The 22,355-nt window shown below is 47.3% G+C and carries 23 protein-coding genes and 1 pseudogene; 12 read left to right on the top strand and 12 right to left on the bottom strand.

Annotated features, from left to right (window positions below; translation table 11 throughout):
- Positions 1–143 precede the first annotated feature (143 nt).
- The 6 genes from BM210_RS03345 to BM210_RS03370 all read right to left on the bottom strand — a co-directional run bounded on the left by BM210_RS03345 (position 144) and on the right by BM210_RS03370 (position 8,345).
- Entirely contained in the window at positions 144–1,118 is a 975-nt protein-coding gene (locus BM210_RS03345) for a diaminopimelate dehydrogenase (protein ID WP_091164330.1), read from the bottom strand.
- 145 nt (positions 1,119–1,263) lie between these two features.
- On the bottom strand, positions 1,264–2,754 hold the full coding sequence (araA, locus tag BM210_RS03350; RefSeq protein WP_091164332.1) for an L-arabinose isomerase: 1,491 nt from the start codon (positions 2,752–2,754) through the stop codon (positions 1,264–1,266).
- Positions 2,755–3,171: 417 nt separating this feature from the next.
- Positions 3,172–4,842: a ribulokinase gene (locus BM210_RS03355; RefSeq protein ID WP_091164334.1), complete on the bottom strand. Its 1,671-nt coding sequence runs from the start codon at positions 4,840–4,842 to the stop codon at positions 3,172–3,174.
- A gap of 19 nt (positions 4,843–4,861) precedes the next feature.
- On the bottom strand, positions 4,862–5,557 hold the full coding sequence (gene araD / locus BM210_RS03360; protein ID WP_091164335.1) for an L-ribulose-5-phosphate 4-epimerase: 696 nt from the start codon (positions 5,555–5,557) through the stop codon (positions 4,862–4,864).
- A 327-nt stretch (positions 5,558–5,884) separates the two neighbouring features.
- Positions 5,885–6,976 carry a GntR family transcriptional regulator gene (locus BM210_RS03365; protein WP_091164337.1) on the bottom strand — a complete coding sequence of 364 codons (1,092 nt, stop codon included), beginning with the start codon at positions 6,974–6,976 and terminating at the stop codon, positions 5,885–5,887.
- 199 nt (positions 6,977–7,175) lie between these two features.
- A complete protein-coding gene (locus BM210_RS03370; RefSeq protein WP_091164338.1) occupies positions 7,176–8,345 on the bottom strand; it encodes a hypothetical protein in 1,170 nt (389 codons plus the stop codon).
- Positions 8,346–8,675: 330 nt separating this feature from the next.
- On the opposite strand from BM210_RS03370, the gene BM210_RS03375 reads away from it, so the two are divergent.
- Positions 8,676–9,497 (top strand): DUF975 family protein, encoded by an 822-nt coding sequence (locus tag BM210_RS03375; protein WP_091164344.1) that lies wholly within the window; start codon positions 8,676–8,678, stop codon positions 9,495–9,497.
- Between the two features lie 128 nt (positions 9,498–9,625).
- On the opposite strand, the gene BM210_RS03380 is transcribed toward BM210_RS03375, so the two are convergent.
- Positions 9,626–9,967, bottom strand: a complete 342-nt coding sequence (locus BM210_RS03380) for a DUF3992 domain-containing protein (RefSeq protein WP_091164346.1) — start codon at positions 9,965–9,967, stop codon at positions 9,626–9,628.
- 321 nt (positions 9,968–10,288) lie between these two features.
- On the opposite strand from BM210_RS03380, the gene BM210_RS36160 reads away from it, so the two are divergent.
- The 11 genes from BM210_RS36160 (at position 10,289) to BM210_RS03430 (ending at position 17,905) form a co-directional block, all read left to right on the top strand.
- The gene (locus tag BM210_RS36160; protein ID WP_371263405.1) at positions 10,289–10,465 is read left to right on the top strand and encodes a hypothetical protein; all 177 of its coding nucleotides are present in this window, start codon (positions 10,289–10,291) and stop codon (positions 10,463–10,465) included.
- Positions 10,432–10,695: an S-Ena type endospore appendage gene (locus BM210_RS36165; protein ID WP_371263406.1), complete on the top strand. Its 264-nt coding sequence runs from the start codon at positions 10,432–10,434 to the stop codon at positions 10,693–10,695. Before BM210_RS36160 ends, BM210_RS36165 begins: the two co-directional genes overlap by 34 nt.
- Before the next feature lie 83 nt (positions 10,696–10,778).
- Positions 10,779–11,045 carry a hypothetical protein gene (locus tag BM210_RS03390; RefSeq protein WP_091164349.1) on the top strand — a complete coding sequence of 89 codons (267 nt, stop codon included), beginning with the start codon at positions 10,779–10,781 and terminating at the stop codon, positions 11,043–11,045.
- Positions 11,035–11,334 (top strand): hypothetical protein, encoded by a 300-nt coding sequence (locus BM210_RS03395; RefSeq protein WP_091164350.1) that lies wholly within the window; start codon positions 11,035–11,037, stop codon positions 11,332–11,334. The genes BM210_RS03390 and BM210_RS03395 overlap by 11 nt, the downstream gene beginning before the upstream one ends.
- Positions 11,315–13,234 carry a motility associated factor glycosyltransferase family protein gene (locus BM210_RS03400; protein WP_091164352.1) on the top strand — a complete coding sequence of 640 codons (1,920 nt, stop codon included), beginning with the start codon at positions 11,315–11,317 and terminating at the stop codon, positions 13,232–13,234. Before BM210_RS03395 ends, BM210_RS03400 begins: the two co-directional genes overlap by 20 nt.
- Positions 13,235–13,351: 117 nt before the next feature.
- Complete coding sequence (locus BM210_RS35320; RefSeq protein WP_143100983.1) at positions 13,352–13,696, top strand: S-Ena type endospore appendage; 345 nt, start codon at positions 13,352–13,354, stop codon at positions 13,694–13,696.
- 51 nt (positions 13,697–13,747) lie between these two features.
- Positions 13,748–14,104, top strand: coding sequence for an S-Ena type endospore appendage (locus tag BM210_RS03410; RefSeq protein WP_091164356.1), 357 nt, complete (start codon positions 13,748–13,750; stop codon positions 14,102–14,104).
- 159 nt (positions 14,105–14,263) lie between these two features.
- Positions 14,264–15,313: a nucleotidyltransferase family protein gene (locus BM210_RS03415; protein WP_091164359.1), complete on the top strand. Its 1,050-nt coding sequence runs from the start codon at positions 14,264–14,266 to the stop codon at positions 15,311–15,313.
- Positions 15,310–16,251 (top strand): Gfo/Idh/MocA family protein, encoded by a 942-nt coding sequence (locus tag BM210_RS03420; protein ID WP_091164360.1) that lies wholly within the window; start codon positions 15,310–15,312, stop codon positions 16,249–16,251. The genes BM210_RS03415 and BM210_RS03420 overlap by 4 nt, the downstream gene beginning before the upstream one ends.
- Positions 16,248–17,006 carry an acylneuraminate cytidylyltransferase family protein gene (locus BM210_RS03425; protein ID WP_091164363.1) on the top strand — a complete coding sequence of 253 codons (759 nt, stop codon included), beginning with the start codon at positions 16,248–16,250 and terminating at the stop codon, positions 17,004–17,006. Before BM210_RS03420 ends, BM210_RS03425 begins: the two co-directional genes overlap by 4 nt.
- Positions 17,006–17,905: an SDR family oxidoreductase gene (locus BM210_RS03430; protein WP_091164366.1), complete on the top strand. Its 900-nt coding sequence runs from the start codon at positions 17,006–17,008 to the stop codon at positions 17,903–17,905. The genes BM210_RS03425 and BM210_RS03430 overlap by 1 nt, the downstream gene beginning before the upstream one ends.
- Positions 17,906–17,962: 57 nt before the next feature.
- Here the strand turns inward: BM210_RS03430 and neuB are convergent, their stop codons facing one another.
- From neuB to BM210_RS03455, 5 genes and pseudogenes are all read right to left on the bottom strand, one after another.
- Positions 17,963–19,042, bottom strand: a complete 1,080-nt coding sequence (gene neuB / locus BM210_RS03435; RefSeq protein WP_091164368.1) for an N-acetylneuraminate synthase — start codon at positions 19,040–19,042, stop codon at positions 17,963–17,965.
- 56 nt (positions 19,043–19,098) lie between these two features.
- A complete protein-coding gene (gene neuC, locus BM210_RS03440; RefSeq protein WP_091164370.1) occupies positions 19,099–20,289 on the bottom strand; it encodes a UDP-N-acetylglucosamine 2-epimerase in 1,191 nt (396 codons plus the stop codon).
- A complete protein-coding gene (locus BM210_RS03445) occupies positions 20,286–20,585 on the bottom strand; it encodes a DegT/DnrJ/EryC1/StrS family aminotransferase (RefSeq protein WP_091164373.1) in 300 nt (99 codons plus the stop codon). Before BM210_RS03445 ends, neuC begins: the two co-directional genes overlap by 4 nt.
- A 68-nt stretch (positions 20,586–20,653) precedes the next feature.
- Positions 20,654–21,664 (bottom strand): NAD-dependent 4,6-dehydratase LegB, encoded by a 1,011-nt coding sequence (locus tag BM210_RS03450; RefSeq protein ID WP_091164378.1) that lies wholly within the window; start codon positions 21,662–21,664, stop codon positions 20,654–20,656.
- A gap of 106 nt (positions 21,665–21,770) precedes the next feature.
- Positions 21,771–22,355 (bottom strand): annotated as a pseudogene (locus BM210_RS03455) (collagen-like protein); the annotation flags it as partial.

The following is a 22,355-nucleotide window of genomic DNA, read 5'->3' on the forward strand; positions in this document are numbered from 1 at the left end:
GCTTATTATTTTTACCTGTTTGTGCAATATGTTTACTTTTAAATGATATAAAAACAAAATTCCTTGAACTCCGCAAACCTGTCTGTAACGCAAAAAAGAGCTTTACCACCAGGAAGTGGAAAAGCCCTTCTATATTTTGTATGCTACAACAATTCGCTTCTAAGTTGTTCCGCAGATTTGGGAGATAAATATCCATAGGGGATATCAAACACCGTTTTCGCTCCTACAAAACCTTCCTTAGCAAACTTATGGATGGCTCTGGCATAAGCTACCAGCACACTGCCCGTAAATTCAGGATTGCTATCCAGATTGAGTCCAAATTCTATAATCTGCTTGCTGTCGACTCCTGTCTTACCACTTCTAAAAACAAGTCCGCCATGCGGCATCAAAGAATGCTTTTCCTGCAATTCCTCGGCGCTAATAAAATGAACCTGTGTATCATAATCAGCAAAATAATTAGGCATGGTTGTAATCTCAGTTTCGATACGGGACAAATCTTCTCCAGGCTCCGCCACAACAAAGCACTCTCTAAGATGCTTATCTCTCGTGGACAATACCGGATCTTCCCCGTTTCTTACTTTACTTACTGCTTCCTCATTCGGGATCGTATACTGCACCCCGTTCTTTACACCCTTAATGCGACGAATCGCATCCGAATGGCCTTGACTTACTCCTTTTCCCCAGAACGTATACTCTTTCCCCTCTGGCAATACCACTTCAGCCAGTAAACGATTCAATGAAAACAATCCTGGATCCCAACCAGTCGAAATGACACTGGCATGTCCAGTTTTTTTGGCTGCAGCATCTACAGCATCAAAATATTCAGGGATTTTGGCATGCCTGTCGAAACTATCAACCGTATTGAACAGTGACGTGATAGAAGGACCTTGCTCCGGTAGATCCGTTGCCGAACCCCCACATAATATCATCACATCAATTTTACCTATATATGTTTCGATTTCCGAAATATGAACCATTTTAACAGTTGAATTCATACCCTCGGGTTGACGTCTTGTAAATATGGCAACGAGCTCCATGTCTGCATTCTGCTGAATGGACGATTGAACACCCCGGCCCAAATTACCGTAACCCACTATACCTACTTTTATCTTGTTCATGACGAGAACCTCCACATTAGATTAACGAATCTATCCGTTTTAATATAACATGAAGTGTAAGCATTATACAAAATTTTTTGTATAAAAAAGGAGCTTGCCTCCCATTATGGGACGAAGCTCCTCTTCAGCTGGATGGCCGCAGCTTCTAACGAAGACGCCAGAACAGCTCATTCCACTTCAGTTCATTGCGGAATCCCCGCAGGTTGGTATCCTTATTAATAATGACACTTTCGATACCTGTCATTTCTGCCCAATCGAGTAGTTGATCGACCGTAACCACATAGGAGAAAACGGTATGATGAGCACCACCGGCATAAATCCAAGCTTCAGCTGCTTCTTGCAGGGAAGGCTGAGACTTCCATAGAACTCTCGCTACAGGCAGCTTAGGCATCGATTTATGAGGAGCCACAGCATCCACCTGACTGATGATCAAACGGAACCGTCCTCCCATATCAACCAAAGATGCATTCACGGCTGCACCGGCACGGCCATCAAAGATCATACGTGCAGGATCTGCTTTGCCGCCAATGGAAAGTGGATGCACCTCGATTTTGGGACGAGTCGCCGCAATCGTCGGACAAACCTCCAGCATATGCGAGCCCAGCACCAATTCATTACCCGGCTCCAGATGGTATGTATAGTCCTCCATAAAGGAAGTCCCTTCATTACCCGCAATAATCTTCATCATCCGTGTCAAAGCTGCTGTTTTCCAATCGCCTTCTCCACCGAAGCCATAGCCTTGACTCATCAGCCGCTGTACCGCCAGACCCGGCAGCTGCTTGATTCCATGCAAATCCTCAAAGCTGGTCGTGAAGGCGCTAAATCCACCCTCTTGTAAAAAAGCTTTCATCCCGATTTCAATGCGCGCTTGTTCCAGGATCGAATCCTTTAATGAGCCAGGCGCAAGTCCTTCAGCTGAAATCTCATACAGCTCTGCATATTCATCGAATAACGCATGAATCTGGCTGTTGGATACATCGTTTATCCGCTGTACCAGATCACCCACACCATAACCATTAATTGACCAACCGAATTTAATTTGTGCTTCTACTTTATCGCCTTCGGTAACCGCTACCTGACGCATGTTGTCGCCAAAACGTGCCAGCTTCAGATTACGGCTTTCGATCACCGCAGCAGCTGTACGCATCCAGCCTCCGATCCGTTCACGAACCTGAGCTTCCTCCCAATATCCGACCACCACTTTACGGACAATGCCCATGCGGCTGCCGATAAAGCCGTATTCCCGATCTCCATGAGCCGATTGATTCGTGTTCATAAAATCCATATCGATCGTGTCCCACGGAATATCCCGATTGTATTGCGTGTGCAGATGCAGCAGCGGCTTGCGCAGCTCTGTTAAGCCTGCGATCCACATTTTGGCTGGCGAAAAGGTGTGCATCCAGGTGATAATCCCTGCGCAGGCTGCATCTGCATTGGCATCGATACAAAGCTGAAGAATCGCATCTGGTGTGGTCAGAACGCTTTTGAATACGATTTTGAAGGGAATTGCGTTATCACGATCCAAACCTTCGGTGATCTCGCGGGAATGCTTCTCGACTTCTAATAACGTTTCAGGGCCGTATAAGTGTTGACTTCCGGTAACGAACCAAAATTCGTAGGGTTTTATTAATAGCACAGTGTTAATCTCCTTTTTTTCACCCTCCCAAACCCTCCCTATAGGGAGGGCCCCAAAGGGCGCTGCCCTCTGGACTCCCCTGGCTGTATGCCGACTGGGGTGTTCTCGGGGCGCTTATCGTCCCTTGCGGGACACGCTTGGCTTTGGGTGCTGAGGTCCGGGTGCATAATTTTTGTGTATTAGGTCGCTTTTCGTCCCTATGGGACACGCTTAACTTGAGTATGTGGAAATAATTTTAGGGATAAGGGCACTTCGTTCCTGGCGGAACATCAGCAGGGCTACAACATTAGTGCAAGATCGGTAGAGCGACATCAGTGCGACATCAGTGCGACATCAGCAGGGCACTTCGTTCCTATCGGAACATCAGCAGGGCTACAATAATGCGACATTAGTGCAAGATCGATTGTGCGACTTCCATTAATTGATTTCTTCTTTGATGGCTTTCAGGCGCTTCATCACGTCGTTCGCGCCGCGACCGAAATAATCATGGAGCTTGCTGTATTCCTGATACAGCTTCTCGTAGACCTCGACGTTAGCCGGGATCGGCTTGAACGTTTCCTCGCGGATGCGGGCCATTTGCTGTGCAGCTTCGACGATGGTATCATAGCCGCCGTTAGCAGCACCAGCGGCAACAGCGCCGAACATAGCAGCGCCAAGCGCTGGTGTTTGTTTGGAAGCGGCGATTTTGATTTCGCGGTTGGTTACATCCGCGTAAATTTGCATCAGCAGCTTGTTCTTTTGCGGCAATCCACCGCAAGCATACAGTTCTTGAACTTCAACGCCGTTATTGTGGAAAGCGTCGATGATTTTGCGTGTGCCATATGCAGTCGATTCAAGCAGAGCACGATAAATTTCCTCAGGCTTAGTCAGCAGCGTGCAGCCGACCAGCAGACCCGTTAGGTCCGTATCAACCAGCACAGAACGATTGCCATTCCACCAATCCAAAGCAAGCAGACCGGATTGTCCCGGCTGGTAGGTGGAAGCTTGGCGTTCAAGCCATTCGTGTACGGAAAGGTTAGCGCTTGCGGCGGCTTCGTGTACATAAGCTGGGACAGCTTGCTCTACGTACCAGGCGAAGATATCACCTACAGCAGACTGACCGGCCTCATAGCCCATATAACCTGGGATGATTCCGTCCTCGACAAAACCGCACATGCCTTCGACCTGTTTTTCATTGTCGCCGAGCAGCATATGGCAAATCGATGTGCCCATCGCCATTACGAGCTTACCCGGAGTAACGACGCCAACAGCAGGAACTGCGGCATGTGCATCCACATTGCCTACGGCTATTGCTGTACCCGCTTTGAGACCCGTTACTGCGGCCATCGCTTCAGTAAGCCCACCTGCTTTGGTGCCAAGAGGCAGGACCTCGCCACGCAGCTTAGTATCCGTTAAATGCTCAAGTCTTGGATCCAGTGCTTTGAAAAAATCCTTACTCGGGTATCCATCCTGCTTATGCCAAATCGATTTGTAGCCTGCCGTGCAGCTGTTGCGAACGGTATTCCCTGTCATTTGCGCGATTACCCAATCAGTCGCTTCCAGGAACAGATCCGTACGCTCGTAAATATGCGGCGCTTCGTTCAGGATTTGCCAAATCTTTGCGATCATCCATTCGGAGGATATTTTGCCGCCGTAACGGGGCAGGAAAGCTTCTCCACGCTGCTCAGCGATCTCATTGAGCAGGTTCGCTTCATCTTGAGCCGCATGATGCTTCCACAGCTTCAGCCAGCTATGAGGCTGATCCTTCAGCTCGGGATCGAAGCATAACGGCACACCATTTGCATCAACGGGGAGCATCGTACACGCAGTAAAATCGATCCCCAAACCAATCACATCGGCAGGATCGATACCAGATTGCTTCAGCACGGCCGGAATCGATTGCTTAAGTACTGTAATATAATCGGCTGGATGCTGCAGTGCCCAATCCATCTCCAGCTTTACGCCGGATTCCGGCAGCTGCTCGTCAATAACATTATGTGGATATGGCGTAACATGGTCCGCCAACTCCGTTCCATTACTTAAATCTACCAGCACGGCCCGACCGGATTCGGTTCCGTAGTCAACACCGATTGCATATTTGTTGCCCAAACTGTTCGCCTCCATGATTTTAATTTTGTCCGTAATATGCGTTTGCCCCATGCTTTCTCAAAAAATGCCGATCCAGCAGCGCTTGATCCATCGGAGCTATTTGCGGATTCAGCTGGAACGTATGGTAAGACATTTTGGCGACTTCCTCCAGCACGACTGCATTATGAACAGCATCATGAGCATCCTTGCCCCAAGCGAACGGAGCGTGACAATTAACCAGCACACCCGGGATTTGTCTTGGTTTCAGATTTAGATGGTGAAAGGTTTCAATAATTACGTTCCCAGTCTCCAGCTCGTAAGCGCCTTCAATTTCTTCCTTCGTCATATTGCGTGTGCAGGGCACTTCTCCATAAAAATAATCCGCTTGCGTCGTACCCAGTGCCGGAATGGCTCTGCCTGCCTGTGCCCAGCTAGTCGCCCATGGCGAATGCGTATGTACGATCCCACCGATATCTTCAAAAGCACGGTACAATGCCAAATGCGTAGGCGTATCGGAAGAAGGCCGATAGCTGCCTTCTACTATATTTCCTTGCAAATCTACAACGACCAAATCGTTTGCCTGTAATTCGTCGTAAGGGACACCACTTGGCTTAATGACCACCAGTCCGCGTTCGCGGTCAATTCCGCTGACGTTTCCCCAAGTAAAGGTAACCAAGCCATACTTCGGCAAATCCAGATTCGCCTGCAGCACTTCCTGCTTTAATTTTTTTAACAACCATTTCCACACCTTTCCTGAATCATGTAACCCAAGCTTTTTTGAAATTCGTCGTACACATGTACTTTGTATCACTATCCTCATTATATATTTGTACGTACAAATTTTCCACTTCTATTTTTTAAAATAAGGTGAATAGGGCTACTATAGCTAATTCCGAAAAGCATGGCCATTTTACTACTGATATAACTATAATTACTGTTCATCCTTAGGCTGTGCAGCACATTCTTACTACTCTTCACAGCCTGATTTCAACTCATCCAGCATACTCATTTTTTCCGGGCACTGTATTGAACTTTTACAGCACTCTGTATATGTTTTGCACGCTTATATAGCCCTCGTCGACTCACGAATAATCAGCTCCGGCTTCCATATTTTCGTTCGATCTGCGGCTTTAAACTCTTTTTGCTCAATCATATCCATTAAAGTTTCGGCTGCTTGAATACCCAGATCCAGCTTCGGGTGCGCCATAGTCGTCAGCTTCACCTCCATCGCGGTAGCTAGAGTAGAATCATCATAGCCAATAACCGATATATCTCCAGGAACACTCAGTCCCGCCTCACGAATCGCGGCAATCAGGTGTACAGCCAGCTCATCGTTATAGCACACAAAGGCTGTGGGCCGTTCCTCATTCTGCCTTAGCATAGCTAAAGCTGCCTCATAGGGCTTCGTCTTCTTTTCCTCGGTTGCATAATGTATCACCGCGTGGGGCAGCAGCGGCACCTTCAATTCATGATGCGCACGAATAAAGCCCTTCATCCGGTTCACTCCCTGCAAATCATCCATTTTGAAAAAACCTGCAATTCGCCGGTGCCCCAGCTTGATCAAATGTTCAACTGCTGTAAATCCGCCGGCCTCGTCGTCCATTTTTATACAAGGGCAGTCCATCTCCATATACCGTTCATTGATCATTAGGAAGGGGATGCTTCTGTACTCCAACGATAAATAAAAATCGAGATTCGGATTCCCTTCGGCGCTTTTTGTCGGCTCGATGATGATCCCGGCCAGCGGGTGGGTCAGCAGCATTTGCAGACTTTCACGCTCTCTTGCCTTATCATTGTCCGTGCTGGAGAGCAGCATGCGATAGCCCCTCGACCGAAGCACACTTTCCACGCCTCGGACGATCGAAGGAAATATATAATCGGATATATAGGTCGTCAGTACACCGATGGTTTGTATTTCCTGCTTCGGCTTCGGCGCTGGCGCCACATACGTACCGCTTCCCTGCACACGATACAGCCAACCCTCCAGCTCCAGCTCACCCAGCGCCTGTCGGACGGTTTGTCTGCTCATGCCAAATTGGTCAGCAATTTCGTGCTCGGTTGGCATCCGCTCATTCGGCTTAATCTTTGCGGTATGCAGCCAGCCCATAATTTCCTGCTTCAGCTGAATATATTTTGGTAAAGGCTTTTTACTCATCATACACCTCTGTTGTTCTTGATTGATCAGAATATCTTGGTTTCTATTATACTTTTGTACGTACCAATAATCTATGCAAATGTATAAATCAGCAGCAGGCAACAAAAAAGACCGGACCTCAGATCTTTTCAGACCTGCGGAGCAGCCTCTTCGTGTGTCATTATTTTTAATTTGCAAACCTCTTGATTGGACAATGTCCCTATTCCACCATGGTTTCCTGGCTTTTTTGTGAAAAGACCGGCACCAGTAATGCGCATCCGAGGGAAAATGCAAGCAGTATTATGAATGTCATTCCCTGCAGCTCCTTTACAAACAAAATAAGAATCAGCATCGCGATCCGCGAAATATTGAGGAACCATTCACGCCACAGTAAAATCCGTGCCTGCTCTATCGAGGTATGACGGCTAATAATTCGGAATTGCCCACTGTTCCAGATCGTGCTGAAGTAAAATAGCCCCACCGTCGTTAAAATATTCGAAATCACAAGGAATATCGAATGCTGGAGCAGCGCGATCAGAAAGCCAACCGAGATTGCCGCCATCCCCACCTTCAACCAAATCCCGCTGCTCACTGTAAGCTTTCTGTGCAGCACCATCGCAATGATCGAGGAAACGGCATAGAGCACATTGAGTAGAGCTATGACCAGCTTGTCATTCGAGACGGAAAACGTAAATATCAAGGCAAACAAGCCCTGGAATTGCAAAAATATACCCGCTGCCAAACAAGAAGGCACCATCCAGCGAATGGCTGGATAAGAAAACACTGTCGAGAATCGCATATGCTGGAACAGCGGTTTCTTTTCCTCAGCCAGAGTAATAGGAGAAATGAAGAACGATACCACCATTAACACCGTAATAAACACAAACATCATAATAAACGAACCGTAGTAACCAATCCATTTGATAATGAAGGCAAATACGATCGGATTCACAATGGAAATAGTCTGTCCAATGATCGTCGCATATGAGAAATATTCTTCAAATTCACCGCCCTTGCCGATCGCGGTCAATGTAATATTTTGCGAAGCCGCATACAAGCCCCACATGATGCCGACCGGTATGGCAATAATCGTTATCCACAGCAGTCGGTTGTCCAAAGTGAGCGTAGTTAGGAGTATGAACGTGATAGCACCGCATATTGCCGTCGTTCGAATCAACGCACGTGTCGTATATTTGGTTAACAGTCGTGAACCCACAGCAAAAGCAAGGCTCCACGTGATGAACATAATCAGATTAAACCAAGTGACGTCAAAAATACTGTGATTCTTTTCCCAAATAAACAGATTCACAAAAATACCAATGTAATTAAAAATAATCGTTGAGGCTGCGTTCATGATCAGCACTTTGCGGATAGAAGCCGCGATGCGCAAATTGTCCATCTCCTTAAAATTTTGCTTTAGCAAAATTAACTTCGTAAGCTTGCTTTTACCTTTAAAATATTGCTTTTACTCATTTGACTTCGTAAGCTTTCATCAATCATTGTACTGCTTCATCACTGCATAATATGCTTGTTCAGTTTTCGCAGGATGCGCAGCAGCCTTATATGCATGATGACATCATACCCCATTCTACAGATCCTGCAACCATAATTTTTTGGGCTTATCCATAACTTGACAAAAACGAGTAATCCGCACATAATCAACTGCAGCAGTTGGGTATATATAGTTGAAGGACATATCAAATTGCAAAGGATTGATTACATGTGGACTCGTATGGCTCTTAAGACAAGAGCAAAGGATGTGTTGAGGACCTCCTATTGGAAAGCCTTTTTGGTTAGCTTGATTATTGGCTTTGTAGGCGGGAACGGGGGCAGCAGCGGTAGCAGTATTCCATCCAATCTCATGAACGGGGTGAATCCCAATACATGGAACTTTGGTGGCAGCAGCTCTCACAATTGGAACTTTGGCACCAACCCATCAGAAAGCTTCTCTGAACTATTCAAGGAGATATCGGGTAATGATTACCTACCAATGGTAGTGCTTATTTTCGTATTTGTGTTTGCTGGTATTATGCTATTTGCAATCGCATTTCGGATTTTTCTGTGTTATTCGCTGGAGGTCGGTGGAAGACGTTACTTTATAAGAAATGCACAAGGCGATAATAATTTGAATCATATTGAGTATGGTTTTCGCAAACAGAAATATCTCGCCATTGTTAAATCGATGTTATGGAGAGATTTTCTTAATTTTCTATGGTTCCTGCTGCTGATTATTCCTGGAATCGTGAAATCGTATGCGTATCGCATGGTGCCTTATATTTTGGCTGACAATGCTAATATTGGCTACAAGCGAGCGGTCGAATTGAGCAACCAGATGACGGACGGACACAAGTTCCGAATGTGGGTGCTGGATCTTTCGTTTATCGGATGGTATTTGCTCGGGTGCATTGCGTTGTTCGTCGGTGTGCTGTTTGTTATGCCCTATGAAAATGCCACGAAAGCAGAATTATACCTGGTATTGCGGCAAAATATGCTTGATAATCAAGAATGCAGCTATGAGGAGCTCGATCTGAGCCAGACATAAGTCAATAGTCAAACCTTTAACAGATTCGGTATAAAAAGGTGTACACGCAGCGGGAGAAGACATTTCCAGTCATATGGAAAGGCTTCTCCCGCTGTTATGTTGTGCTTGTCACAAGCGCTAACCCACCTTTAAAAATGGTTAAATCCATACCTGCAGCAGCAGTTTCCAGATGCATTCGCCCCTTCTGAACCTACGATTTGAATGCCATCAAAGCCTGTTACTGCAAAAGCTACGGTTTGCCCCCCCGTCAATACAAACGACTTCACCACAACCTGACGAAACAAAAATTGTACCTGCACCTGATGCGTTGAACCCACATCTGAGCTGACCGTTCCATAGGCCGATATCACCTCGTTGGTCGTATAGAGCATAGTCACTTCAGAATCGTGAACAAACCAGGGAAACTCTATACAGTTCTGTACAAGGCCATGCTTAGGATCACAATTCATTAAGTCCCTGTTGAATGACATATGCTCCCTCCTTCATCTGTTTATTATATCCCAGACCTATTTTTGCGGACTCCGCTAATGGTATATACCTCCGTCTATTTTTCATTAAAAGCAGGATGAACTCACAGGGGACAAATGACCATTTACCTCACAATGTGCGAATGTCTACGACATCTGTCACGCTGCTTCCATATCCTACTAGGAGAAAATACGCAGCCAATCTTGCTCAAGCTAAAACAAAACACAGTGATGCTTACGATGCAAGTTTTATTAACGCAAAACTCAGTGATGCTTACGATGCAAGTTTTGCTAACGCAAAACTCTTAGGAGGTTACCCATACCATGGGAAAATCAATTCCCAAGATTGTACAGTGTTTTAAGCAGGTTACGATGGTCAAAATGAACTGCGCTTCATCTAAAAAACGTCGATGCTGTAAAAAAAAAGCCGTATTCGGCGTGAACAAGTCTGCGGGCGGATATTCCAAGTGTGCGATGGCAAGCCGATCACTTATTTTGTAGCCTGCAGCCCACCCTCCTCTTCCATTATACGTATCGATAATAATACTCCATGCACCATGACTGCCATTATCGAATGGCATCATAACCGGGAAACCGTGGGTACCATTGAGCAAGGACAACAAATATCCTTTGCGGTCCCAGCACTTCGTAAACTGAAAATTGTATGTGACGGAGAAGGCGGTATAGGCAAGGGTACCTACCTCATCAAGCTGCGGAGAAGATATCGTTAGCCTTTTTCACACAGCAAGCATTGTGAGGGCGGTGAATCTTAATCGCAGCAGCCAAAAGCCTGTCCCGAACGAAAGGAGGCTTTATGTTGGAAGAACAGATCGTAGAGGAATCCCGTCAGCAGCTGCAAACGATAATCGAACGATGGTACGTATGGCTCTGTTCCAACCCCAGTGTTCTTTTTTCACAGAGGGATGAGGTTCGAATGAAAGATCCTGTAATCCATTATGCGCAGACCAATGAGTGGTTGAGCCGAAGCGCCGTCGCTTACACCGATTGGTTTTTGGATAAGGGCTCCCCTCTGATCTTGAGCCGCTTGGAAAAAGGAGATTATGACGCTTATGAACCTTGATGAACGTGGTTACGTGGCTTGTATACAGCAAGGCTACGACGCTTGGCAGACAGGCGACGACTATACTGGTTTATGCTGGTTTCAGCAAGCTTGTTTATTATGGCTCGACGAATTGGATCATGACGGTGTGTCCTTATCAGAAACTGCCTGCAGCTTGATTTTCTTGCAGATGACCCACTTGTTGGACACCTTGGAGCACGGCGATATCAGTTCCGCTACTGATCTGATTGGGCATACCTTGCTTCCTTCATTAAAAGGAGGCTTACTGCATGACCTTATCCATTCTTGAAAACAATATCGCCTACTTGCCGGAGTATTTGCAGCATGTGCTGCCCATGCCGATTCCAAGGCATGCGAATCCGGCTTCTATTCAAGTTGTTCAAGGGAGCGGCGACTGGCCAGTAGCTGCCATCATAAACAAGAACTCATTCATTCACACGAACAGCATGACGGATCCTTGGTTGGAGGCAGAGCGCTGGGCGCAGGCACTTGATTATGAAGACAACTTGATCAGCTTGATCTACGGCTGCGGATTTGGCTATCCGTTATTGGAATACGCCAAACGAAAAAAAACGTATACGGATATATACATCGTTGAACAAAATATTGATCTGTTCGTCACCTTGCTGCAAAGCATCGATATTCGCCCTTTATTACAGGACCCGACATTTCACTTTATCATCGGAAGCGTGGAGCAGATCCAATTACAGCTGCAGTCCTGTATGACAGGTGATTTTTTGTTGCGGTCCACCAAGCTTACATCCTGCTTCACCTGGCTAGCCCATCGAAATGAGAAGCAGTCTTATCTAGAGCTTCATGAGTGGATACTGAATACACTCAGCTTAATGGCAGGCAGTATCGGCAATTCAATTCATGATACGTTGATAGGCCTTTATAATACGTTGGATAACGTGGATGCCATCACACACAGTACTCCGTTATCAGAGATGAGAGACGCTTTTGCCGGAAAACCCGCATTTATCGTATCCAATGGACCTTCTTTGGATACTAATATTGAGCACCTGGCTAAAGCAGTTGGTAGGTCACTCATCCTTACCGCCGAATCCGCATTGCGACCCTGTTTGAGCCGAAATATTACACCTGACGCTATCTGTGTGACAGAACGCTCTCCGGATGTATACCACTACCATTTTGCCAATCAGAAGCTCCCCGAGAAACTTGTCATCGTTGGGCTCACTTTAATAGATCCAAGAATCACTAAATTAATGAAAGGCTCATGGATTCCTGTATTCCGCAGCCTGGAGCACTCAAGCAGATGGATACGCGAATCTATTACAGAAGAAGTCGCTGTTCTGAAGGGAGGCTCGTCCTCCGCTCATTTAGCTTTTGAATTTGCCCTGTGGACTGGTGCAAGCCCGATTATTTTCGTTGGTCAGGACCTCGCCTTTGGTGATAACAAGCAGACACACAGCATGCAGTCCGTCTACGCAGAGGATCGATTGGCTGCCCAAGTGCAATCACTCCGTCAACAACCCGAATATGTCGTTCCAGGCGTAGACGGCAACCCAGTGTTGACCACCAAACTATGGCACGAATTCAAAAGTTGGTTTGAGCAGCAAATCCGTCTGCACCCCCAGACCCGGTTTATCGATGCAACGGAGGGTGGCGCCTATATTCAAGGAACCGAGCTGATGACACTGCAAATGGCAGTTGCTGCCTTTTGTGCAGAGCCGTTAGTAACCACTTTATATCCATTTGTACAGAATCGGATACCCTCTGGACAGCAAATCAAGCTAAAGGAAACCTATGCCAGATTAATTGAGCGTACCCAGCAGATCCGGGACACCCTACGACAACTTATACCAGTCGCAAATAACGATCTCCGCAGCTGCCGGATTATTAATAATGCGTTGTTGTTGCATGATAAATACCCAAATACAGATATTCCATCCTACATTGAAGCGTTGGTTAATGCGAATGGAAAGCTTTATGAACATTATATGATCGAGCCGGTTATTACGTTTATCCAGCACATTATTTTTGCCTTCAACAAGCAAATGAACGATATCGGCGAAATCCATTCTAAGGATCGCTTGAAGCAGCTAACTGATTTGCAGAAGCAAATGATCGATTACCTCCGACAAACCTTTGAACGGCTCACAGCACATTTTGGTCAAGTGGAAGAAACGCTACAACAGCGGTTGGAACGCTGTCTTACTTCTCAATAAGACATTCTTTACAGCACATTTGGGCATTGGTTTAGCCATCCACCTATACAAACTATGAATAGATTCCATATGATATCCTGCAATTACCTTATAGTCCTACTAAGGAGGAATTTATTCATGAGTTGTTCAAGTTCAACATCCAATTGCTGTGAACGGCCTATCGTCAGTGTGTGTCTGGCAGATCAAAGTTATCCGATTCCTACGATAGCTAGCACCGTTTTTGGGCCCAACCCGAGTCCGGTAGCAGCGTCAGGAATTGTATCCAACAATTCCACCAACTCCGCTACACTGACATTTACCTTTCGCAGAGGCGCAGCAACGGTTGCTACTATAGGACCACTCACTCCCGGACAAACGAGATCTTTTGCCATTCCTGGATTCACTTCCATCAGTGCAACTGCCTCAATTGCCAGCTCCCTTGCCAGCTTGTGCATGACCGAATTTTTTAGAGCTTCCGTATAACACACGTTTGTCTAGTTGCATACTGCAAGCAAAAAAAGGAGGAGTTCATTCATGAGTTGTTCAAGCTCTACAAGCAACTGCTGCCAGCAACCGATTGTAAGTGTTTGCTTGGCACAGCAGGATTACCATCTCGCCGGATCAGCTGCTGTATCCGCAAGCACTTTATTCGGACCCAACCCCGCACCGGTGGCCGCATCAGGTTTAGTTAGCAACACCTCGACTAATTCCGCTGCCATCACCTTTACATTTCGCAGAGGTGCAACGATCGTTGCAACACTGGCTGCTGTAGCGTCAGGTCAAACGAGATCTTTTGTTGTACCTGGCTTTACCTCAATCAGTGCAACAGCTACTCTTGGCAGTGCGGTTGCAGAGCTATGCATGACCGAGTTTTTCAGAACCGCCGTATAATCTAAAATCAACGAGAAAAAGAATGGACTCTCCGCTGCCGCAACCCCTGTCCAAAGACGAGCTTTGGGCAGGTACATATGGATGCGGATCCAACCATCGTAGTCACCGCGTTCAATGGAAATACAGCAACATCAACTCCGTAAGTAAGGAGGAATGGCTATGAGAGATTGTACAGGGATGCTGGTGAAACCGAATACCACGTTACATCAAACGATTCAGATCATTGAAAAGGATGCCGCACAAATAGCACTTGTTGTGGATAGCTGTTCGCGATTATTGGGGACCGTTACAGACGGTGATGTCCGTAGGGCTATCCTACAAGGAGTGAACATTCATCAGGCCGTCGGCTCCATCATGAATAATGACCCCAAAGCGGTCCCACAAGGAGCATCTCGGCAAGCTGTCTGGGACCTCATGGTCCGTCAAGGCCTGCGTCGTATCCCTGTGATCGACGAACATCGCATTGTAATAGGTATCGAAGCGTTGGAGGATTTTCTGCAGCCACCCAAGCGGGACAACTGGGTTGTTATTATGGCCGGAGGGCTTGGAAGCCGTCTCGCTCCTTTGACAGAAGATTGTCCCAAGCCTTTGCTAAAGGTCGGTCCCAAACCTATTTTGGAAATCATACTGGATTCGCTCATTGCCCACTCGTTCCGCAATTTTTACTTTTCGGTAAATTATAAAGCGGAAATGATCGAAAGTTATTTTGAAAATGGCAGCAGGTGGGGAGTGAACATTCGTTATCTTCGCGAGAAACAGCGTCTTGGAACTGCAGGGGCATTATCGCTGCTTCCATTCACGCCCAAACAGCCGATTATTATCGTTAACGGAGATTTGTTAACCCGTGTCGATTTCGGGCATTTGCTGCAGGTCCATCATGCAACCGGTAGTACGGCTACGATGTGCATTAGTGAGTACACACAAACCATCCCCTACGGAATTGTACGCATAGAGGGCAATCGTTTTCTGGGAATTAAGGAAAAACCGGTTCAGCAGCACTTTGTCAATGCTGGCATTTATGTAGTTGAACCGCAGGTACTGTCTCAAATCCCTTCGGATACGTACACGGATATGCCGCTTTTGTTCGAACAGCTTGCCGGACAAAATAAGTCAGTTAACGTATTTCCCGTTCGTGATTATTGGCTCGATATTGGCCATATCGAGGATTATGAACGAGCCAATCGGGACTATGATGAGGTATTTCCATGAATGTCCTCGTTATCGGCTACGGTTCTATCGGACAAAGGCACAGCCGTATACTGAGCGAGCTCGGTTGTACGGTAGCGGTAGTGAGTCAACAAACATCTACCCTGCTGCCTGTGTATCGGACGATCTTGGATGCTCTCCAGGCTGCTCCCCATCCCGATTATGTAATTATTTCCAATCGTACCCACCACCATTATGAAACCTTATGTATGCTTCGAACACTTGGCTATGAAGGAACGATTTTGATTGAAAAACCTCTGTTTCACAAACCTCTTCAGTCTCTCATTTCCGAGCATCAGTACCAGCACAAGCAGCCACTGCTGCTGCATCATGTATTCGTCGCCTACAATTTACGATTTCACCCTGTACTGCTGCGTCTAAGGCAGCTTCTGACCGAGGAAACGATCCTTTCAGTTCAGGTCTATGCAGGTCAATACTTACCGGATTGGCGAAGCACGGATTACCGGAACAGCTACTCGGCCAAACGCAGTGAGGGCGGCGGTGTACTGCGGGATCTCAGCCATGAGCTGGATTATGTGCAATGGCTGTTTGGCACGTGGATACGAATCACTGCAATCGGCGGATGTCATAGTCATCTTGAGCTGGATAGCGACGATATGTACGCTCTGCTGATGTCTTCAAGCCGATGTCCGGCTATCAGTATTCAGATTAATTATTTGGATCGAATTCATCAACGAACCCTCGTTGTCAATACGAATGCTCACACGTATATAGCGGATCTCGTGCAGCCTGCACTGCAGATCGATCATCGCGTGGAGAATTTCGCATATGATACCGATTTTACTTACCGCCATCAGCATCGTGCACTACTCGAGGGTAACTTTACACAGCTGTGCACGTATGAGCAAGCAGCCCAAACCGTTGAGCTTATTGAACAGGCAGAGCAGGCTGCCATCAGTGGAAGGTGGATTCATGCATGAAACGATTATGCACCATATGTGCGCGTGGCGGTTCAAAAGGTGTCCCTAATAAGAATGTTCGATACTTACTAGACAAACCGCTGATAGCCTATTCGATTGTGCAGGCCCAAAAGTCCGGCTTATTCGATCAGATCGCCGTAAGCAGTGATTCCGAAGCGATATTGGAAATTGCTGCGAGCTATGGGATCCATCAGCTCGTGAAACGGCCCGCTTTGCTCGCTAATGACGAAGCTGCCAAAATCCCGGCCATTCAGCATTGTACGTCCATTATAGAGCAGCGCACAGGATATTCGTTCAACACGGTCGTAGACCTTGATGTAACTGCACCGTTAAGGGAAGTTCAAGATATTGCTGGAGCGGTCGCTCTCCTTGAAGGCTCCGCTGTACGAAATGTGGTATCAGGCCATCCTTCAAGACGATCCCCGTATTTTAATATGGTTGAGCTTACACACAACGGGGCTGTTCAATTGGTCAAACCTTTGGATTCACCCTTCATACGACGCCAGGACGCACCAGTCACCTACGATTTGAATGCTTCCATCTATGTATGGCAAAGGGATTGGCTTCTGTCCACTGCGACATTATTCAATGAATGCACCTTACTGTATGTGATGCCTTCGGAAAGATCCATTGATATTGACACCGAGCTGGATTTTCAATTTGTGGAGTATTTGCACAACTCGCAGTTGTTCATGAAAGCTGGCGATAGTCCGCAAGAATCACAGCCATTCACAAAAAAAAGGAGCGAGAGCTGATGAATGAATACAATCCGCATAGACATGCTGAGGGTACGCAGGAGGATCGGCATCCGCAGCCTCACGAAGGGACAAACCCGCCCAAGCATACAAATTACTTCAATCTATCCGGAAGAACAGCTATTGTGACAGGTGGTTTAGGCCTGCTCGGACAACGATTTTGCAAGGCATTAGCAGACTGCGGAGCACAAGTAGCGGTAGTGGATTTGGATCAAGCCAAGGTGGAGGACTTCGCACATGAGCTTGCGGACAGCTACGACACCTATTGTATAGGTGTTGCATGCGATGTATCCGATCCTGAGTCCGTAGCCCGGATGGTCGACGCAGTTGTTGGACAGCAGCACCATATCGATATTTTGCTCAATAACGCAGCCACCAAGACAGATAATATGGGTGAATTTTTTGCACCCTTTGAAACGTATTCTTTGACGCAATGGCGTAAGGTGATGTCCGTGAATCTGGACGGTATGTTCTTAGTGGCGCAAGCGGTGGGAAAATGGATGATCGAGCAGAATACCGGGGGATCGGTCATTCAAACCTCTTCGATATATGGGGAGCTGGGACCGGATGAACGCATTTACGAGGGCTCCCAGTATTTGGGGATGCCGATCAATACACCTGCCGTCTATTCTGCCTCCAAGGCCGGGGTAATCGGATTGTCCAAATATTTGGCCACACGCTGGGCGCCTTACGGCATTCGGGTCAATACGTTGACCCCCGGAGGAATGGAAAGCGGGCAAAATGATTGCTTTATCCAAAAATATGCGAACCGCGTCCCGCTTGGGCGTATGGGCAGACCCGATGAGCTGACAGGTGCCGTGCTTTATTTGGCCTCGGACGCCTCCAGCTATGTAACAGGGCATAATCTGATTGTGGACGGCGGTCTGCATGCCTGGTAAACCGCTTCTTGGTTTGCAGAACAAAAGCAACACATGCAGAATTCATAAACCTTGTCTTCAGAGCATTTCGTCCTTATCGTAAGCGCGGCGGACGGTCGTCCCAAGCAGTTCCCAGTATTGAAAAGGCGATCTTCCGCCGCCCGGCCTTTTAATTGCCAAATGAGATTCGGTCAAAATCTCTCCGCTCGCAATCGCTTGAGCCGCCACGATACTTCGCCTAGCCACTTCTGCATTTGTTTGCTCGCGCGGCGAGGGCAGCTTGGCCGAAGAGCCCAAGGACGCCTCCACTTGCCTTATGCCAATAACCATACTTCGAAAATCTGCGGGCTCCAGGGAAGCTCGATGATCGGGTCCCGCCATATTCCGATCCAGTGTCAAGTGCTTTTCAATAACAGACGCTCCCAGAGCAGCTGCGGCAATCGGGACCGCAATCCCCTCGGTATGGTCCGATAAACCAATCGGCAGCCGAAAAGCAGCAGAGAGCGTATGCAGCGCCCGCAGGTTTGCATCCTCAAATCGTGCCGGATAATCCGTTGTAGCGTGCAGCAGTGTAACTAGTCTGCCCAGTGTATTCTGACCTTCCTCGGATATATAGGCGTGCCGAATCCGACTTAATGTCGGCACAGCCGTTTGCGGCTGGGTGAAACCAAAGGCCAGCATCGCCAGCGCCTGCTCGATTTCACCGAGCGTACTCATCCCAGTGGAAACAATCACCTTTTTCCCGGTACGGGCAATTTTCTCCAACAATGGCGCATGCGTAATATCCCCTGAAGCTACCTTTATGATGGGTACATCCAGCTCATCGGCCAACAAGCTCAAGCTTTCCATATCAAAGGGTGTCGACAATAAATCGATGTTCCGAAGCTTGCAGTATGCGGCTATGATCCGATGTGCCTCTGTAGATAGCTGGAGCTTGTGCAGCATGTTATACTGTGATTCAGATGCATCGGTTGTATGCTGTTGGTATGCCGCTTTCGGTGCGCTTTCGCTCACCAAGCTGCGGGCTTGAAAGGATTGAAGCTTTACAGCGTCCGCACCTGCATCCGTCGCTGCATCAACAAGTTTTTTTGCCAAATCCACAGACCCATTATGATTGACTCCGATTTCAGCCACGATATAGATACGAGCGGTTTGCATGCAACCTCACACTCCGATCATTAGTACTGTATCTTGTACCCCAGCTGCTTTAAGTTTCATCCTCTATTTTCAGGCATTTCCTTGGGCTGCATGTAAGCTTCAAAAAACACCTTCGGTTGGCTTCGCCCTTCACCTATATGCTGCTTTAAATGCTCCAGGATTTGGACACTGCTTGTTCCATCGCCATATGCACTATCTACTTTAGAGCAATCCAGCTGATACGCCTGATGAACCGCTTTCCAAATAGATTCGGATTTAGCTTCAGCGTGCAGCACCGAGCTCCCTCTCAGCCGTCCTTTCTGACGGTCCCCAATATCAACAGTAGGCTTCCTGAGAGATGGAACCTCACAAATTCCGCTCGAAGAATTTCCGATTACGGCATCAACCGCTTGAACCGCACTAAAATAACGCAATTGCCCCAATGACGTGTAGGTTCGGCTATTCGCATGATGATCCACAAAATCATCAATCATAGCACCCAACTTACGGCCCCCTTCGTCTGCGTTGGGCTTAGTAAACAAAATGCCTGTCTCCGGTCCAAGCCGATGCAGCGCATTCAGCACCTCAGCAAATTCAACGGATGCTTCTTGATTACCCAATGTCTCCGGATGGTAGGTAACAAGCAAATTACGTGATCGACATGTAAAATCCAACTCTCGTTCCAATTCGCTTCGCGTAAGCAGCTTCAGTTCACGAATACGATCAAGCCCCGGATGCCCCACATTAAAAATAGAGGCGGGGTTCTCACCAAGCTGCCGTACTCGATGCAGGGAAATTTCATTGGTTACAAAATGCAACTGTGACATCTTGGTCATACTGTGACGGATAGAATCGTCATACGCACCTTCGGTGATATCCCCACCGCCAATATGCGCAATCGGAATTCGCGCCATAAATGCAGCCAAAGCTGCAGCCATCATTTCATAACGATCACCCAAAACAATGACATAATCAGGCTTTAAACGCCTGAACGCATCTGCAAAACCAATCAAGCCAAGCCCGATTGATTTGGTCACCCCTATGGGAGTATCACTGGATACGAGCATCTCCACCTTCTCGGTAATTTCAAAGCCATCCGCTTCGATAGCCTGAAAAGTCAAACCAAATTCAGGGCTAAGATGCATGCCCGTTGCTACAATCTGCAGCTCAAACTCTTCTGCTGCAAGAATACCCTGCATGACCCCATGCAGCAGACCGTATTCGGCCCTGCTGCCCGTTATGACAGCAATCTTTGCTCTATATCTCATAGTCTCCCTCCCAACGATGCGCTGCTCGGAATGTTGATCACGCTTTGCACCAGATTGTCTGTAACAGAGAGATCCATTCGCGGACATCTGGTATACATCGTTTGCTGGTGTAAGGGAATCCACAGCGGACGTGTCATAATCCCTTCATCGTTCGTCAGCGCAAGTAAAGCGTCCATCCGTTGTTGGGTAGAGGCGTCTAAAATAAGCGCACTTAGCCAGTAATTGCTGCGAACTTCAGTGGACTCCATAAAGCAGCTGATATATTCACTATCTTGAAAAGCCGCCGATAATGCCACTCGTAGACAGCAGAACTCGTTTCAACCGTGACAGCGTATCCTGTAAAAGAAATCATCCATTATCTTCGTCATATCCTGTAAGCCTGGGAACGGTATCCTTGTAAATGATCAGGATTCGTAAACCAATCTATAGTTTCTCTTAATCCTCGTCTAAATCCCTCGTCCCCTGTATAGTCGGGAAGCCAGCCAAGCATTTCTTTGGCTTTTGAAGGATCGGCCCATAAACGCTCGACTTCACTACCTACTGGACGTACACGCTCGGCCTCCATCCCCACCTCTACGTCTACTCCCATTAATTCGGCAATAATCCTTACAACTTCACCTATCGAAATCTCATAACCACTTCCAACATGGACGACCTGTCCTATCGATGAATCGGACGAAGCCGCGGCCATAAACCCCCGTACGGTGTCCCTAACAAAAGTAAAATCGCGCGTTGGGTGAAGTGATCCCAGCTTCAAGTCGGTTGCCCCATTGGCCAATTGTGCGATTACTGTCGGGATTACAGCGCGCAGTGATTGCCGGGGACCATACGTATTAAAAGGACGCAGTACAGACACTGGTGTTCCAAAAGAATGAAAAAAAGACAAGGCCAGCTGATCCGCCCCAATTTTTGTTGCAGCGTAGGGTGATTGTCCTTGCAGCAGATGCTGTTCCGTGATTGGCACAAAACGTGCCGTCCCATACACTTCACTTGTAGAAGTATGAACAACCTTGGCAATATCAAGCTCCTGAGCGCCTTGAAGAATATTAAGTGTTCCTTTCACATTCGTATCCACATAGGCTTCCGGCGAACGGTACGAATAAGGAATACCTACCAATGCGGCCAAATGCAGGACAAGCTGACAGCCTCGAAGCGCATTTTTCGTTGCATACGTATCCCGAATATCTCCATAAACAATATCCAGCTGCGACTTGATCTCGTCTGGTAGATCAGCCAGCCAGCCTATTGAGCTTAGTGAATTATAAAATACAAATGCCCTGACTTCACTTCCCTCACGTACCAATGCCTCTACCAAATGCGAGCCGATAAAGCCACCAGCACCTGTTACCAATACCTTGCTTCCAGCAAGCTTCACGTATGTTGCAGCCTCCAATCAACCAATATCTTATCGTATCGTATTCGTCATATTCCACAATTATGCTGAGTACATGCTTGAAGGCCTGGGCTTGTGTCCACACTTTTTAGCCTACTCTTACCATGGATAACGTTGCTGTTGTTGAACCAGCTCCAAGTGAAACTGTCGCTGCTAATGTTGTCGTAACCGTTACACGAATGTTTTCACCAGCAGCAATCGTAAGAATTATTTGATTATGCACAACTCCGATCCCCACCGCAGCTGATACTTGTGTGCCATTGACGTTAACCCCATTGAGCTTTAATTGAAAGGTTGTCAACAGAGTCAATGTTGGATAGATGACATAGGTAATTAAATATCTACCTGCAGTATTGAGCGTAAACGTATCTGCAGTCGGATTGTTAACCGTAATATCTGCGGACAAATTTTGGGCGTTAGGAAACGTAATATTTGCGGTCGGATTTAATAGTGTCAATACCAGTGTCTGACCTGTATTATTAGCGGCTGATCCCGAAGTTGTATTGAGAGGTCCTGTCGGACCTGTGACTCCTGTTGCTCCCGTCGCACCCGTCGGCCCTGTTGCTCCTGTCACTCCAGTCGCACCCGTCGGCCCTGTCACTCCCGTCGGCCCTGTCACTCCCGTGGCTCCCGTGGCTCCCGTGGCTCCCGTCGGTCCTGTCGGACCTGTGAC

This window comes from Paenibacillus sp. 1_12 (assembly GCF_900114475.1).
In the GTDB taxonomy this organism is placed as follows: Bacteria; Bacillota; Bacilli; order Paenibacillales; family NBRC-103111; genus Paenibacillus_S.